Genomic DNA, 14,241 nt, shown 5'->3' on the forward strand with positions numbered 1-14,241 from the left:
TGATTACGCCGCCCATGGGTGCAGCAAAAACTGCTGCCAGGTAACCGAGAACACCAACATCCACGAACTGACGATGATCTCAACAAGCTCCACTAAGCTCTCGTTGTTTGCAGTTACTGGGATCACGACGATAGCGAACAAGCTCAACGCCACCACCAACGTTTCGACTGTTGCTTGGCCATTGTTTGTTTGCTGACAGTTAGTGACGCTGCGCACTGACCAAGAGAGTGCCCTGCGTACGTGCGTAGACGAAGATGTCCTCACTTGGCTTTTGCAAGGATACGTAAAACCTTCCATGGCTTAACTCCGTAACTATTGGATGCCGCCCACTATGGCGGAGTTTGAGATAACGTTCTAATTGCTTCGGGTGATAGTTGTTTTGATAAATAGCTACAGTCTGGCCCTGAGCACTAAACTGTTGAAGCCGAGTGCCTCGCCAGTCGCTTCGCACAACACTTTTAGACAGCGATGTGCGGCGATATTCAGTTAGCCAATACACGCCATTTAACTGCTGCATCAGCCATAAACTTGAGTCTTTCTCGCACCATGAAAGCAGTGCATTGATTGTCATTGTCTGGCAATTTAACTGTTCTAACCGTGGTGTTTGCGCAAGTGCTAACCGCCAAACCGAACTGGTAGCTTGCGTTGACCAAACTTCGGCCTGCCATTCGCTCGGAAGATCCACCGCTAGCATGACTGCCCCCTCTGACACGCCAACTCAGCAGGTGTTGCCTCATTAGCGATATAACCGAACCGCAAACTCTCAGCGGAAAACTCTTCGGTAAAGTGCAGCCAGCTTATAAAATTCTGGATTTTACCAAGGCCCAACTCCTGCAACCGTGCGAGCGGTGTTAATCGAGCTGGCCTAGAATCAAGCTGTTCCGCGCTCATCGGCGACCACGTATCGGTAAGTCGCGCCATAGCGGCGACATCAGGAGCACTGGCGATGACACGTAAGTTATCTTGCTCTAGTGCCAGCCCAGTCAATCCTTTTAAAGGGCTTAAAACCACTTCAGCGCGCTTGGCAAATGCATAGTTTTCCGTGACCTCCACCGTACTATTCAGTTGCCAATTCCACACGGCCGCACGCCCGGTTTCAATGCGTTTTAATTGGTGTTCGTGGAGTGGAAAAACAGTATCGGTCAGCAGCAACAGCAGCCCAGCCAACAACGTCAATACAATGAGGCTCTCGACCATCGCCTGTCCCGAGTTATCGCTAAACTTTTTCATGAGCATCACCAACTCGTGCTGTTAATAACACTCGCTCTAATTGCGATAACGACTTCAGTTGACTCTGCCAAAGTGCATTGAACAAGTTGGCCTGCTCATTTTTACTATCCGAGCGGCGAAACCAACGCGTTGGACGCGAGTAAACGACACTTGCTTTTGCCACCGCTTGAGGCAAGACAACAATAACGGCAGGCCAATCCGCGGGATCCAATTGCGTGCGATTAAAATAACGAAAGGGCTGCGCATTGCCAGAAAACTCTACCTGATCGGCAACACCCCACTGAGTTGCGGTCGGATTGATCTTTCGAGTGCGTCCAAAATCTTTAGCACCAACACTTTCGATTTCTTCACCGAGATAAGTTGCGCCATCACCCCACGGGTATTCGTCAGAATCCAACAGGCCGCGCACATGAATCGAGACCGTATCCATACTTTGCCAACTCCAACTCCCACTAGAATCTTCGTGGAGACGCGCTCCGCCAGCTTTCTCAACCTCAATTTGCAACGCATCGAACCACTCATAGCTACGCTTCTTACTGAAGGGGTCCAGACTTTCCAGCATCAAACGATGCGCCAGCTGATTATCACTTCCCGAAGCTTGTGCTGGTATAAACGTCCACCACAACCATGGCACCGGAACCAGTCCTGGAGCATGCAAGAGTTGCCATTTTATTGGCTCATCACCGACGTCATGGGCGGCGAGTATTTGTTCCATTGTTTTCGGTAACGTCATGGCAAAGCTAATGCGCGCATACCATTGCGTCGCTCGTATCGCCGTGGTGACCATGCGTTGAAAATAAAGCACACCTTGCAAGATTTGTTGGAACGGCTCTTCAAAGTTATCGACCGCATTGGCGATATTCCGGGTGATGGCATTCAGGTATGGAATCCAAGACGAAGCCATTGCACTGCGGTCGGCAACATCCTTCATCATCTGAAACCAACTCGCTAAGCCCAACAGTTGTGCAATTGCCAACTCGTTCGCGAACAATGCACGGTTCGTAATTGCGAGTAGGTTCATCTCACGTGCTAACACCGTTGCGGCGGAACTTGCCATGTTATCGGCGACGGTTTGTTGATACCAACTACTGCGCAGGGCTTCACTACGTGCCATCAAACCGATAATCAGAAAAATGATACCGACCAAAATTGGCATCAGCCATAAAGTAGTAAAGCCATTGCGCGCCATTAGTTGCTACCGGACTCGGTGGCTTCATCGTAGTTGCCAAGATTGACATCCTGCCGAGCTACAGTGCCTGAGCGCCTTGCACTTGAACGCGCTTCGTTAAGTTGCTGAGAGGAGCTCTGTCCGCTAACTTCATGAGCAATGCCCGAGACTTGGTTGCGTACAGTCTTGCCCAATAATGAATAAACACCGATTGCAGCCACTGCTATGAGGGCAACAATAATGATGTACTCGGTCATTCCCTGACCACGATGAAACTTGTGCGCCATGACCAATGAAGAGTATGAACGTCCGTGTTGCATAAAGCCTCCTTGCAAAAGTTGAATGTACCCAAACGATGGATAGCTCAACTATAGCCACAAGAAAGCAGGGTCAGACAAAAAGGAGCTTAGGCTTACTCGATGTGAAGATACTTGTGCAACTGCACCGATAAACGCCAATTCCGTTCGATACAGGTTTTTATCGCCAGCTCGGTTGCCCGTGAACGCTGGGATATTGGCTGCAGTGCGATGATTACGTTCTCGGCAGGCGGACATTGAGCGAGGAGATTATCGAGTGCATCAATATGCTTTTGCATCGCCACCGGATGTTTTATTTCATTCGCACGTTTCATACAGTCGGGACGTACCAAAAAGCCACCCGGCATATCTAGTTTGGGCGACACCGTAACCCAGGTCGCAGCCGAAACTTGCAAAGCAAAGGTACCGCTGGTTTCGATTTGCAAGCGGTATCCTGCGGCTTCAAGAACCTGTGCCAGTTCACGTAGGTCGTACATTGCTGGCTCGCCACCGGTGATCACTACATGCTTGGCCTGAAAACCTTGTTGTTTAAAGGCCGCAAGAATCTCAGCGGCCGTGAGCTCTGCCCACTGCGCAGACGCCGAGGACTTCGCCAAAAGCGTTGCAAGATCAACCTTATCCGCCGCTGACTTTTCCCATGTGTGTTGCGTATCGCACCAAGGACAGCCGACAGGACAACCCTGCAAGCGCAGAAAAATAGCCGGTGTGCCGGTATAGAAGCCTTCACCTTGAATCGTTTCGAACAATTCATTGATTGGATAGCGAGTACTAATGGGATTCATCCTGTTTTGCGGTAAACTATGCCGTTATTGTACCTTAAATTAGTATTGATCAAGAAGTCACAAGGAATTCTGATATGGCAAAGGTTGTCGTTATTTACTCTGGTGGAATGGATTCGTTTACCGTGCTACACCGAGCAATACGGGATGGGCATGACGTTTATGCCTTAAGCTTCGATTACGGACAACGCCACGTTAAAGAGCTAACGGTTGCCGCCGAAGTCACGCGGGGACTAAATATTCCCCATAAAATCGTCGACATCACAGCGATCAATGAGTTGATCAGCAACAGCTCGTTGACGTCCACGAGCACAGCTATTCCTGAAGGTCATTACGAAGAAGCTTCAATGCAATCGACTGTGGTGCCGAATCGCAACATGATTCTGCTCTCACTAGCGATTGGTTATGCGGTTTCGATTGGCGCAGAAGCCGTCTACTACGGCGCACACTCTGGAGACCATGCGATTTATCCCGACTGTCGTCCTGAATTTGTTCAGCGTATGAATGACGTAAGTCGCATCGCCAACTACGAGCCGATTGAAATCGCCGTTCCCTACCTCACGAATGACAAGGCTGAAATCTTGCGTGACGGACTTGCTATGGGCCTTGATTACAAGAACACCTGGACCTGCTACAACGGCCGTGACAAGGCGTGCGGAAAGTGCGGCGCTTGTGTTGAACGGCTTGAAGCGTTTGCGGCAAACAACACCGTCGACCCGCTAGCGTACGAGTGAACCGTAACCCTCAGCTGAATCGTTCAAGTAGGTGTTGTGCTTGGTGCCAGCGCGGATGTTTACGTAACATTGGCATCGCCAGCGCGGCACATTTTGCCAACCGCTCATAACAGTTATTTGGCTGTCGTTCGATCGTGGCGAGTTCCTGCTCCATGGCAATAAGTACGGCTTCGGCGCCACTTCTGTCGTTACAGGCAAGCACCATGTCACAACCGGCGCGCAGCGCCGCACGAGCGCGGTCAGGCATATCACCGGCCGCGTGTGCGGCAGCCATGGCTAAATCATCACTAAAAATCACACCTTTGAAGCCCAGTTGAGCACGTAAAATGTGCTGCAACCAACGCTCGGAGAAACCCGCTGGTTTATCATCAATATCAGGATAGATAACATGCGCCGGCATAATCGCATCCATACAGTTGGCGAGCTCTATAAATGGTGGTAAATCGGTCCGCCGGATCGCTTCCCATGGTCGTTCATCAACGGGCGCGGCAATGTGGGAGTCAGCCTGCACCGAACCATGGCCTGGAAAATGCTTCCCAGTTGCCTTCATCCCAGCTTGATGCATGCCCTTAATCCATGCACGGGCAAGAGTGGTTACGTGTTTGGCTGAGGATGCAAACGCCCGTTCACCAATCACCTCACTAATGCCATTAACGTCAAGGACGGGCGCAAAACTAATGTCGATATCCATCGCCAGAACTTCGCTCGCCATCAACCAAGCAAGCTCCTGCGCAATATGTTGCGCTTCTTCCATGGAGCTACTTTCTGGCAGAATCGTCCCCATCGCAGGGATCTTTGAAAAGTCTTCACGAAAGCGTTGAACACGGCCGCCCTCATGATCAACTGCGAGAATAAGTGGATTACTAGCAGCAGCACGGGTTTGTCGAACCAGCTCTTGAAGTTGCTCTTGAGAAGCGAAGTTACGTGCAAAAAAGATGACCCCTCCCACGGCTGGGTGTGCCACTAACTCACGTTCCGCTTGCGTTAACTCGGTACCTTCAAGGTCTATCATTACTGCCGTCATAGAACTTCCGTCGCATTTGATACGTATGAAAGGAGGCAGTTTGCCAAAAAATCTGCGGCACGTCACTAATCAATTCAAGGACTAGACTTGTTCGTCGCAAGGCTATATATAAAGAGTATTGACCGATTTAAGGAGCCGACCATGTTATTCCAAACCAATCGCGTTATTCGCGCACTAGCACTCGTAGGTAGCTTGCCGCTCATCGCTAGCTGCGGTGGCGGCTCCAATGATAGTTCACCCGACACCGGAGGCTGCTCCATCGCCGAGCAAAACAGTTACTTTCTTGACTACATGCGCGAGAATTATTTTTGGTACGAAGATATTCCGGCCGGAATAGACCCAACGAGTTACCCGTCGGTGGACGCCCTACTCGACGCCATCCGCAGTCCTCAGGATCGGTTCAGCTACATCCTTACCGAGCAAGAATATCAAGAACGTTTCGTCAACGCCGAGTACATTGGCTTCGGTTTTTCGAGCCGCGTGGTTGGCTCACGCTTGTTCCTTAATTACGTTTTTGCCGAATCGCCAGCAGCCAATGTCGGCATGAGTCGCGGCGACGAAATTATCGAGATTGATGGCGTCGCAGTGGCAACGTTAATTGCAAATGGCAGTTTGAATTCAGCCCTAGGCCCAGCGGAAGAAGGCACTTCGGTGACATTTAGCTGGCAGAAACCCAACGGTGAAGAGCAAACCGACGTCATCACCAAAACCGCGGTTGAAACCAATACAGTCTTAGCGGTTGACCGTTTTGCCCAAGATGGCAAGGACGTCGGCTATTATGTTCTCAATAGCTTTATCGACCGCACCGGAGCAGATCTCAATAGTGCTTACGATACGCTCGTTGGCGTCGATGAACTTATCATTGATGTGCGCTATAACGGTGGTGGACTCATTCGTTATGCGAACCAAGCGGCAAGCCAAGCAGCGGGTAACAACGTCATTGGTAACCCCTTTGTTTCACTGATCTATAACGATAAGAACTCGGATCAAAACAATACTTCGCTATTCCAATTGGTCGATGGTGTGCAACAACTTGATCTTGACCGCGTATTCGTACTTACAACTGGGGCAAGCTGTTCCTCCTCAGAGCTCATTATTAATGGCCTTAAACCCTACGTTGATGTTGTTGTGGTTGGCCAGCCAACCTGCGGCAAACCCGTCGGTCAGTCGCCACAGCCATTTTGTGACAAACGCAGTTTCGTGATCAACTTTGAAACCGTTAACGCTGATGGAGAGGGCCGTTACTTTGATGGTCTCGCCCCACAATGCTCGGCTGCCGATACACTAGCGGGGGATTGGGGCGTTAATGGCGACCCGTTGTTAGATGAAGCCAAATATTTCATCAGCTTTGGTAGTTGTAGTCCGAGCGCACAACTCAACCAAGCGCAAAGTTTTAGTGCGGATAGCCAAGCGAATAAGCAACGCTACAACTTACTCGAACAATGGCGCCGCGAATTCTAAGAGGGCTGTTTAAGCAACGACGGTAATAATGCGACGCCTTGTTCGGTGCACAACCAACGTGCCGAGATACCAAAAGCGTTCGCTAAGTTTTCATCGGTAAGTACTGCTGCTGGCTCGCCAGCAGCAACTAGGCGACCTTTATGGAGTAACACTAACTGGTCGCAAAAACGCGCCGCTAAGCTCAGATCGTGTAAGGCAACCGTTATGATTTTCCCCTGCTGCGCAAGACTTTTAAGTAGCTGCATTACATGCAGCTGATAATGCAAATCAAGGCTTGCGGTAGGTTCATCACAGGCTAGCCACGGTTGATCACCAAGCAGCGCGCGAGCGAGTTGTACTCGGCGCTGTTCACCTCCGGAAAGCTGCGTCAGCGGACGGGATAGATAATCGTGAATCTTTAACAACGCAACCACGCGCTTCACTTCAGCTGACGGCGATTGCCGTAGCGATAGGTTAACCAAGCCACTACGTAAAAAGTGTGCAACCGTTATATCACTATGAGCGGTAGGGTTTTGCGGCAGAAAACCAATCAACCTGCGCTGCTCGAGCGACGCCAGTTGCGCAATCGTAGCATTCGCGAATGTGGCCCTACCCGCGGTCGGCTCCAACTGTCCAGTTAAGGCCTGCAACAATGTCGTTTTGCCTGCGCCATTGGCACCGATAATACCCACCAGCTGCCCCGTTGCTGCACTAAAGCTTACCTGTTGGAGTCGTGCACCAAAGCTCAGCTCTTCACAGACCAGACTCACGCAAACCTCTGCTTTGCCAATAAATAAATTAACCATGGCGCGCCCAGAAACGCCGCCACCACGCCAAGTTGCAGTTCGACTGTCGTAGGGATGGTTTTAACCACAGCGTCAATCAACACCAACAGGACTCCACCGCAAAGACCACTCAACGCAATCAACGGAATCGGCCGATGTTCGCCCAAAAGACGTACCGCATGCGGCGCGAGTAATCCGATAAAGCCAATCACTCCAGCAGTTACAACTGACGCTGAAATGAGCAAAGTGACCGCAAGCAGCACCCACCACGTCGCGAAACGCTGCCGAAAGCCAAGCGTAGCGAGCGTGGCGACATCGAAGATGTGCGCATCGATATAATTGCGCTGCCAATATAAAACAGCGCCAGCGAGCACTATGCTGGGTAACATCAGTATGACCTGTTCCCAGCCACGGTTAGCCACCGAGCCTAGCAACCATAAACTCCACTCCAGATAAGCAAATGGATTAGGTGCCAAATTTAAGACTAATGCAACCAATGCGCCAGCAAGCGAAGCCACTGCGACGCCGGCCAAGATCAGCCGAAAACCACTGGTGTTGCCACCGGCAATCAACCATAGCGCGATCAGGCTCAGCAATCCGCCCAGCATACCAATCGCCGGTAAAGCCCATAAACTCGGCAACACTAGACCACTATAGAGCACCAACACGACAGCCAGTGCGCTGCCGCTTGCGACACCGGTAATCCCGGGCTCTGCGAGTGGGTTACGAAAAAGCACCTGCAGCACCGCGCCGGCGACACCTAAAGCGATACCATTCAGTAACGCAAGCAGCATGCGTGGTAAGCGTAATTCATAAAAAATCATCGCCGCGTTATCACCCAACACGGCCATGCCCCATCCAGTCGAGCCGAGCAAGGTATGCAGTGCCATCACGGCAATAGTGATAAGCACTAGTACCGCTAGTGTTAGTCGCCCCATAGGTGCGCTCCATCGTCGGACCTTATGCTCTTGAGGTAATCAACCGCACGCAGGTCTGAGCAACCGGCAATTGCACCGTTTACCTCTACAACTTGTCGCTGCGTTAACCAATCTTGCATAGCTCGGTGCCACAACCAATCATGAGCGCGTGCGTAATCACTCGAGAAGCCCTCAAGTATGACGGTGTCAGGCTGGGTCAATAACACCTCCTCCAAACTCAAGCGCAACAGTTGGCCGTCGCCCATAAGCGGCGATAATGTCGCACCTCGCTGTTGCAGCAGGTGGGCAACCCAACTGTCCAGCCCCCACGTGTAAGCGTTGGGCATCAGCACCAAGACTTCGCCGAGCGCTTGTAGGTTAAAGCGTTGCAACTGTCGACGTTGCTTACCGCGCCAATGCTGTAGCTGAGTCTCGTGCTGTAACTCTTGACCTAACTGCTGTAACGCCGCATCCCACTGATCCGTTGTTGTTACATACGGTATAGTGACCAGTTTTACTCGTGCCTCCAAGGCCAGTCGCAATGAGCGATTGACGAAGCTTCCGGCGACCACACTGTCGGGCTCGTGTAGCAAGATAGCTTCCAGACGCTGACCATGCGTTTGAGTCGTGACAACCTCTATGCCCTCGCCCAACCACTGTGGCAGCCAGTCATCGAAACAAGGATTCAAACTCACAATGACACTCGCCAACAGCAATTCTGCAACCATTAGATGGCCTCTAGTGCCTGTTGCAGGTTCTTCACGGCAATCACTTCCATACCGGCAATGGCATCCTTAGGACGATTTCCGGCGGGCACAATGGCGCGGGTAAAGCCGTGCTTAGCAGCTTCGTTCAAACGTGCTTGGCCATTCTGCACCGGTCGAATTTCACCAGCTAGACCAACCTCACCAAACACAATTAAGTCTCGTGGCAACGGCTGCTCCCGAAAACTCGAAACAATAGCAAGCAACAAGGCAAGATCGGCTCCCGTTTCGGTAACCCGCACGCCGCCAACCACGTTAACGAATACATCTTGATCGGACATATGTAGTCCACCATGACGGTGTAAGACAGCCAGTAGCATCGCCAAACGTGTTGCTTCGGTACCAACCGCGACGCGGCGCGGATTAGCCAGTTGACTGGCATCCACTAAAGCTTGTAGTTCAACCAGGAGTGGTCGCGTGCCTTCCCAAATGACCATCACCACGGAACCGTTGCCGTGTTCTTCACCCCTTTGCAAAAAAATCGCTGAGGGATTACTTACTTCACGTAAGCCCTGTCCGGTCATCGCAAAAACACCCAGTTCATTCGCTGGGCCAAAGCGATTCTTGTTGCCCCTTAACGTACGAAACCGCGAATCTGCAGTTCCCTCCAGCAAAATGGAGGCATCAATACAGTGCTCAAGAACCTTGGGGCCAGCTAGTGAACCATCTTTGGTCACGTGGCCCACCATAATAATGGCGACGCCTTTTTGCTTGGCATACCGCGTCAAGTAAGCTGCCGATTCGCGAACTTGAGAAACACTACCTGGCGCCGATTGAATATCAGCAAGGTGCATGACTTGAATCGAGTCAATCACCATAACTTTGGGTTGCTCACGGTCCGCCAAGTCGCAAATTGTTTCCACTGAGGTTTCGGCAAGCATGCGCAGCTTGTCGGTCGGCAAGCCCAAGCGTTGTGCCCTTAATGCCACCTGCTGCAAGGATTCTTCACCAGTCACATATAAAGTGTTCATGGTGGCCGCCAATTGACACATGGTTTGCAGCAACAAGGTACTTTTACCGGCGCCCGGTGAACCGCCAATCAAAATTGCTGAGCCGGGCACGATACCACCGCCTAGCACCCGATCGAACTCTTGGTAGGTTGAGCTAAACCGTGGCAGATCTTCTAAGTCCACTTCAGCCAGAGTTTGTACTTTTGCTTGTGTCGCGCCAGCAAAACCACGACGCTCTACCGTTGCACTTTTCGCATTACCTAAACGAACTTCACTCAGTGAGTTCCATGCCTTGCACTCGGTGCACTGCCCTAACCAACGCACAAAGTCGGCGCCGCATTCATTACACACATATGCTGTTTTTGCTTTTGCCATAACGCTCACTCAAGTTACAAATTACGCCAACGTGCTCAAATGATCAGCAAGCAGCATCAGATCGGGGGAATCAATTGTCAGGTTGGCGACGTCTCGCAAAGCCGGTTTGGCGCAGTACGCCACGCCAAAACCTGCAGCCGTTAGCATCGCAACATCATTGGCGCCATCACCAACAGCAATCGTGTTACTTAGCGGAATCGACCACTGCTGCGCCAATTCAATTAAATAACGTGCCTTACTTGCCCCATCAACGATAGGCTCAGCCACCGTGCCGGTGAGTTGTCCACCCTCCCACTGCAGTGCGTTGGCGTGGTGAGCATCTAATTCAATGGTTGCGGCAAGCCGTTCGGTAAACCAAGTAAAGCCGCCAGAAACCACCGCTGTATACCAGCCTTGAGCATGAAACCAACGTAACAACTCAGCGGCGCCGCGACTCAACGGGATGGGCTGAAAAAGTGCTTCAAGTTGCTGTTCTTGTACGCCTTGCAGCAAGGCAACACGGGCGCGCAAACTCTCGGCAAAATCCAACTCGCCGCGCATCGCTGCTGCGGTAATCGCGCTCACTTCGGGCTTCTTACCGACTAAGGCGGCCAGCTCATCAATACACTCGATGGTAATCAGCGTCGAGTCCATATCGAACACAACCAAGCCAGGTTGTTGTAAATTCGGCATTGTTTCTCTTCTTCTTAGTTGCTCTCGTCGGTGTTCCCAGCGTATAGTTTTGTCATGACGACAACTCAGCATGTTATCAATATCATCAAGCTTGTCTATCGCCGCGGACGAAGATTAGTTGCTGCGCTACTCCTGATCATCCTAATCGAGAACTTGTGGAGTAGCATGCAGCAAACCAGTCTCGCAGACTTGCAGGCGCATAGCCAACAGCTTGTCGAACTCATGGCCACACAAGCGGGCCATGAGGCGCGCTATTGGCTCATCGAAAATGACCAAGAAAAGCTGCAGGCCTTAGTGGATCAACTGAGCCAACATCGCTTGGTAGAATTTAGTGCTATCTACGACACCTACGGACGCGAAGTTGTTAGTGCTGATGCGGTAACCGAGCAACCCGAACAGGTTTTTGTCCTGGTCGAAGAGATCCGCGAAGAGCCGGTCATTCATGGTTATCTTCACGTTACCGTTAACCAACCTCTATTGCTCGCCGAACCGCTTGCGACTCACGAATATCTAACTTATTACGGACAATACTTGATTATTTTTGCCTTACTCGCAGGCGTTTTAATCACCATCACTTTCAATAAATGGCGCTATCGTCGCTGGCGTCCGCCGCAAGAAAATCAATAAGCTCTAGGCTGTTTTCCCACAGTTTTTGGCGCAGTTCGGACGCCGACTCTTGCCGCAGTTCGGCAAGGGCTGCAAAAACATCAGCGAGCCGTGAAGGTTCATTACGCTTACCTTGATGACCTGCCACAGGCATATCTGGTGCATCGGTTTCCAACACTAGGCCCGATAACGGCACCTCGGCAATCGCAGCCCGCGTTTTCGCCGCCCGAGCATAAGTTATAGTGCCACCGACACCAAGTTTGAAGCCCTTCGCAATCCAGTCCTGCGCTTGTTGACGACTACCGCTGAAGGCGTGCAAGACACCTTTACACTGTGGTAACTCAGCAAGGTAGGGAGTAAGGAGCCCCAGCAAGTCACTTTGCGACTTACGGTGATGTAGGATCAAAGGTCGCCGGTAACGCACCGCTAATTGCACCTGCTGCTCAAATAACTCGCATTGCTTTTGCCATTCGGTGCAGGTGCGATCTAAGCCTATTTCACCCACCAACAACCGCTTGTCGTGTTGCAATTGCTTGTCGACCCAATCGAGATCTTGGCTTTGGTGCTGCTCAATAAAGTAGGGATGCAGGCCAACGGCACCATGTAACTGTACTTGTGAGCCTCGCTCGAAACATGGCGGAAAATGCGCCATGCGTCGCGTTCCAGGCACCAAAATGTGCTGCACGCCTGCTTGCGCGGCGCGGCGGAGAACCTCTTCGCGATCCGCATCAAACACCTCAAAATCGAGATGGCAATGGGTATCGAAGAGGCTCTCAACCATGGTTAATGCTCGCGTGTGTGGTGGAAGTCAATGTCAGGATAGCGCTCTGCAGCAAGGTTTAAGTTCACCATTGTCGGCGCGATATAGGTTAAGTTATCGCCGCCATCCAGCGCCAAATTTTGTTCAGCTTTGCGGCGGAACTCATCGAGTTTGCGTTCGTCACTACTCGATACCCAACGCGCTGTAGCAACATTAATTGACTCGTACACAGCGTCCACATTGTATTCAGACTTCAAGCGGTGAACGACCACATCGAACTGTAGCACCCCTACCGCGCCGACAATCAAGTCATTGTTGGCTAACGGGCGGAACACTTGCACGGCGCCTTCTTCAGAGAGCTGCACCAAGCCTTTTAACAGTTGCTTTTGCTTCAGCGGATCTTTGAGGCGTATCCGCCGGAAGAGCTCAGGTGCAAAATTAGGGATACCACTAAACTTAAACTTTTCACCTGCGGTAAAAGTATCACCAATCTGAATCGTACCGTGGTTATGCAACCCGATAATGTCACCCGGATAGGCCTCTTCAACGTGCTCTCGATCACCGGCCAAGAAAGTTAAAGCGTCGGCGATGCGCACATCTTTGCCAATGCGGACCTGGTGCATTTTCATGCCTTTCTCATATTTGCCTGACACGATGCGCATAAAGGCAACACGGTCACGGTGCTTTGGATCCATATTCGCTTGAATCTTAAATACAAAACCTGAGAACTCTGGCATCGTGGCGCTTACTTGTTTGCCTTCATCGGTTTCACGTGGCAACGGTGTAGGCGCCCACTGCACCAGACCATCAAGCATGTGATCGACACCAAAGTTGCCCAATGCAGTACCAAAATAGACTGGGGTAAGTTCACCGGCTAGAAAGAGCTCTTCATCAAACTCGTTGGAAGCCCCCTGCACCAACTCGATCTGTTCGCGCAAATCATCAGCATAATCGCCAATACGGGCATCAAGCTCAGGATTATCCAGACCTTTAATGACCTCACGATCTTGAATCCGGTGGCCTTGGCCCGTTTTATAGAGAATCGTCTCGTCATCGATAAGGTGATAAACACCTTTGAAATTCTTACCCGACCCAATTGGCCACGTAATGGGTGCGCACATGATGTTGAGAACGCTTTCAACTTCGTCAAGCAGTTCAAGTGGGTCACGAATATCACGATCCAGTTTGTTCATAAACGTGATAATCGGCGTATCGCGCAAACGCGTCACCTCCATCAGCTTGATGGTACGATCCTCGACACCTTTGGCGCCATCGATCACCATCAAACAGGAGTCCACTGCCGTCAGTGTGCGGTAGGTATCTTCCGAAAAGTCTTCGTGGCCTGGGGTATCTAGTAAGTTCACCAAGGCATCGCGATAAGGGAACTGCATCACTGAGGTGGTAACCGAGATCCCACGCTCTTTCTCCATTTCCATCCAATCAGACTTCGCATGTTGACCAGACTTTTTACCCTTTACAGTACCGGCCTTTTGTAAGCGCTGTCCGTGCAACAGAACTTTTTCAGTGATAGTCGTTTTACCCGCATCCGGATGCGAGATGATCGCAAATGTTCTGCGTTTATTGACTTCGCTGCTCAAACCACTACCACTCATCAGTTCTTATTCCTCATATCACCACAAACGATTTAATTTGAATCGTGAATTTTATCACATATCTGTGGCTGTTGGCGCCTCAATGTTGGGGGTTCTCCCCTATTTCA

17 protein-coding genes are annotated in these 14,241 nt (G+C 51.1%); 3 read left to right on the forward strand and 14 right to left on the reverse strand.

Going from position 1 to position 14,241, the window contains the following annotated elements:
- Positions 1-3: 3 nt before the first annotated feature.
- The 6 genes from CWI70_RS12175 to queE all read right to left on the reverse strand — a co-directional run bounded on the left by CWI70_RS12175 (position 4) and on the right by queE (position 3,497).
- Positions 4-216: a hypothetical protein gene (locus CWI70_RS12175; RefSeq protein ID WP_126774131.1), complete on the reverse strand. Its 213-nt coding sequence runs from the start codon at positions 214-216 to the stop codon at positions 4-6.
- On the reverse strand, positions 200-694 hold the full coding sequence (locus CWI70_RS12180; protein WP_126774133.1) for a hypothetical protein: 495 nt from the start codon (positions 692-694) through the stop codon (positions 200-202). Before CWI70_RS12180 ends, CWI70_RS12175 begins: the two co-directional genes overlap by 17 nt.
- On the reverse strand, positions 688-1,230 hold the full coding sequence (locus tag CWI70_RS12185; RefSeq protein ID WP_126774135.1) for a hypothetical protein: 543 nt from the start codon (positions 1,228-1,230) through the stop codon (positions 688-690). The genes CWI70_RS12180 and CWI70_RS12185 overlap by 7 nt, the downstream gene beginning before the upstream one ends.
- A complete protein-coding gene (locus CWI70_RS12190) occupies positions 1,217-2,419 on the reverse strand; it encodes a hypothetical protein (RefSeq protein ID WP_126774137.1) in 1,203 nt (400 codons plus the stop codon). Before CWI70_RS12190 ends, CWI70_RS12185 begins: the two co-directional genes overlap by 14 nt.
- The gene (locus tag CWI70_RS12195; protein WP_241967905.1) at positions 2,419-2,718 is read right to left on the reverse strand and encodes a Flp family type IVb pilin; all 300 of its coding nucleotides are present in this window, start codon (positions 2,716-2,718) and stop codon (positions 2,419-2,421) included. The genes CWI70_RS12190 and CWI70_RS12195 overlap by 1 nt, the downstream gene beginning before the upstream one ends.
- Before the next feature lie 92 nt (positions 2,719-2,810).
- Complete coding sequence (gene queE / locus CWI70_RS12200) at positions 2,811-3,497, reverse strand: 7-carboxy-7-deazaguanine synthase QueE (protein ID WP_126774139.1); 687 nt, start codon at positions 3,495-3,497, stop codon at positions 2,811-2,813.
- Positions 3,498-3,571: 74 nt separating this feature from the next.
- Here queE and queC point away from each other — a divergent pair, with 74 nt between their 5' ends.
- The gene (gene queC, locus CWI70_RS12205) at positions 3,572-4,228 is read left to right on the forward strand and encodes a 7-cyano-7-deazaguanine synthase QueC (protein ID WP_126774141.1); all 657 of its coding nucleotides are present in this window, start codon (positions 3,572-3,574) and stop codon (positions 4,226-4,228) included.
- Between the two features lie 10 nt (positions 4,229-4,238).
- On the opposite strand, the gene nagZ is transcribed toward queC, so the two are convergent.
- Complete coding sequence (gene nagZ / locus CWI70_RS12210) at positions 4,239-5,252, reverse strand: beta-N-acetylhexosaminidase (protein ID WP_126774142.1); 1,014 nt, start codon at positions 5,250-5,252, stop codon at positions 4,239-4,241.
- Between the two features lie 141 nt (positions 5,253-5,393).
- Here nagZ and CWI70_RS12215 point away from each other — a divergent pair, with 141 nt between their 5' ends.
- Positions 5,394-6,713, forward strand: coding sequence for a S41 family peptidase (locus tag CWI70_RS12215; protein WP_126774144.1), 1,320 nt, complete (start codon positions 5,394-5,396; stop codon positions 6,711-6,713).
- Here CWI70_RS12215 and CWI70_RS12220 read toward each other — a convergent pair.
- The 5 genes from CWI70_RS12220 to serB are packed head-to-tail and all read right to left on the reverse strand — an operon-like array spanning position 6,710 to position 11,155.
- A complete protein-coding gene (locus CWI70_RS12220; RefSeq protein WP_157980907.1) occupies positions 6,710-7,462 on the reverse strand; it encodes an ABC transporter ATP-binding protein in 753 nt (250 codons plus the stop codon). The two genes, CWI70_RS12215 and CWI70_RS12220, sit on opposite strands and share 4 nt — an antisense overlap.
- The gene (locus tag CWI70_RS12225) at positions 7,459-8,415 is read right to left on the reverse strand and encodes a FecCD family ABC transporter permease (RefSeq protein ID WP_126774148.1); all 957 of its coding nucleotides are present in this window, start codon (positions 8,413-8,415) and stop codon (positions 7,459-7,461) included. Before CWI70_RS12225 ends, CWI70_RS12220 begins: the two co-directional genes overlap by 4 nt.
- A complete protein-coding gene (locus tag CWI70_RS12230) occupies positions 8,403-9,122 on the reverse strand; it encodes a substrate-binding domain-containing protein (protein ID WP_126774150.1) in 720 nt (239 codons plus the stop codon). The genes CWI70_RS12225 and CWI70_RS12230 overlap by 13 nt, the downstream gene beginning before the upstream one ends.
- Positions 9,122-10,483, reverse strand: a complete 1,362-nt coding sequence (gene radA / locus CWI70_RS12235; RefSeq protein ID WP_126774151.1) for a DNA repair protein RadA — start codon at positions 10,481-10,483, stop codon at positions 9,122-9,124. Before radA ends, CWI70_RS12230 begins: the two co-directional genes overlap by 1 nt.
- Before the next feature lie 21 nt (positions 10,484-10,504).
- Positions 10,505-11,155, reverse strand: a complete 651-nt coding sequence (gene serB, locus CWI70_RS12240; protein WP_126774153.1) for a phosphoserine phosphatase SerB — start codon at positions 11,153-11,155, stop codon at positions 10,505-10,507.
- A 54-nt stretch (positions 11,156-11,209) separates the two neighbouring features.
- Between serB and CWI70_RS12245 the strand changes: the two genes are divergently transcribed.
- Positions 11,210-11,782, forward strand: coding sequence for a hypothetical protein (locus CWI70_RS12245; protein ID WP_126774155.1), 573 nt, complete (start codon positions 11,210-11,212; stop codon positions 11,780-11,782).
- Here the strand turns inward: CWI70_RS12245 and CWI70_RS12250 are convergent.
- Together CWI70_RS12250 and prfC are read right to left on the reverse strand one after the other, a co-directional pair.
- Complete coding sequence (locus CWI70_RS12250) at positions 11,733-12,542, reverse strand: TatD family hydrolase (protein WP_126774157.1); 810 nt, start codon at positions 12,540-12,542, stop codon at positions 11,733-11,735. The two genes, CWI70_RS12245 and CWI70_RS12250, sit on opposite strands and share 50 nt — an antisense overlap.
- A gap of 2 nt (positions 12,543-12,544) precedes the next feature.
- Positions 12,545-14,134, reverse strand: coding sequence for a peptide chain release factor 3 (gene prfC / locus CWI70_RS12255; RefSeq protein ID WP_126774159.1), 1,590 nt, complete (start codon positions 14,132-14,134; stop codon positions 12,545-12,547).
- Positions 14,135-14,241: the final 107 nt, after the last annotated feature.

The organism is Pseudidiomarina homiensis, assembly GCF_003987225.1.
Lineage (GTDB): Bacteria > Pseudomonadota > Gammaproteobacteria > Enterobacterales > Alteromonadaceae > Pseudidiomarina > Pseudidiomarina homiensis.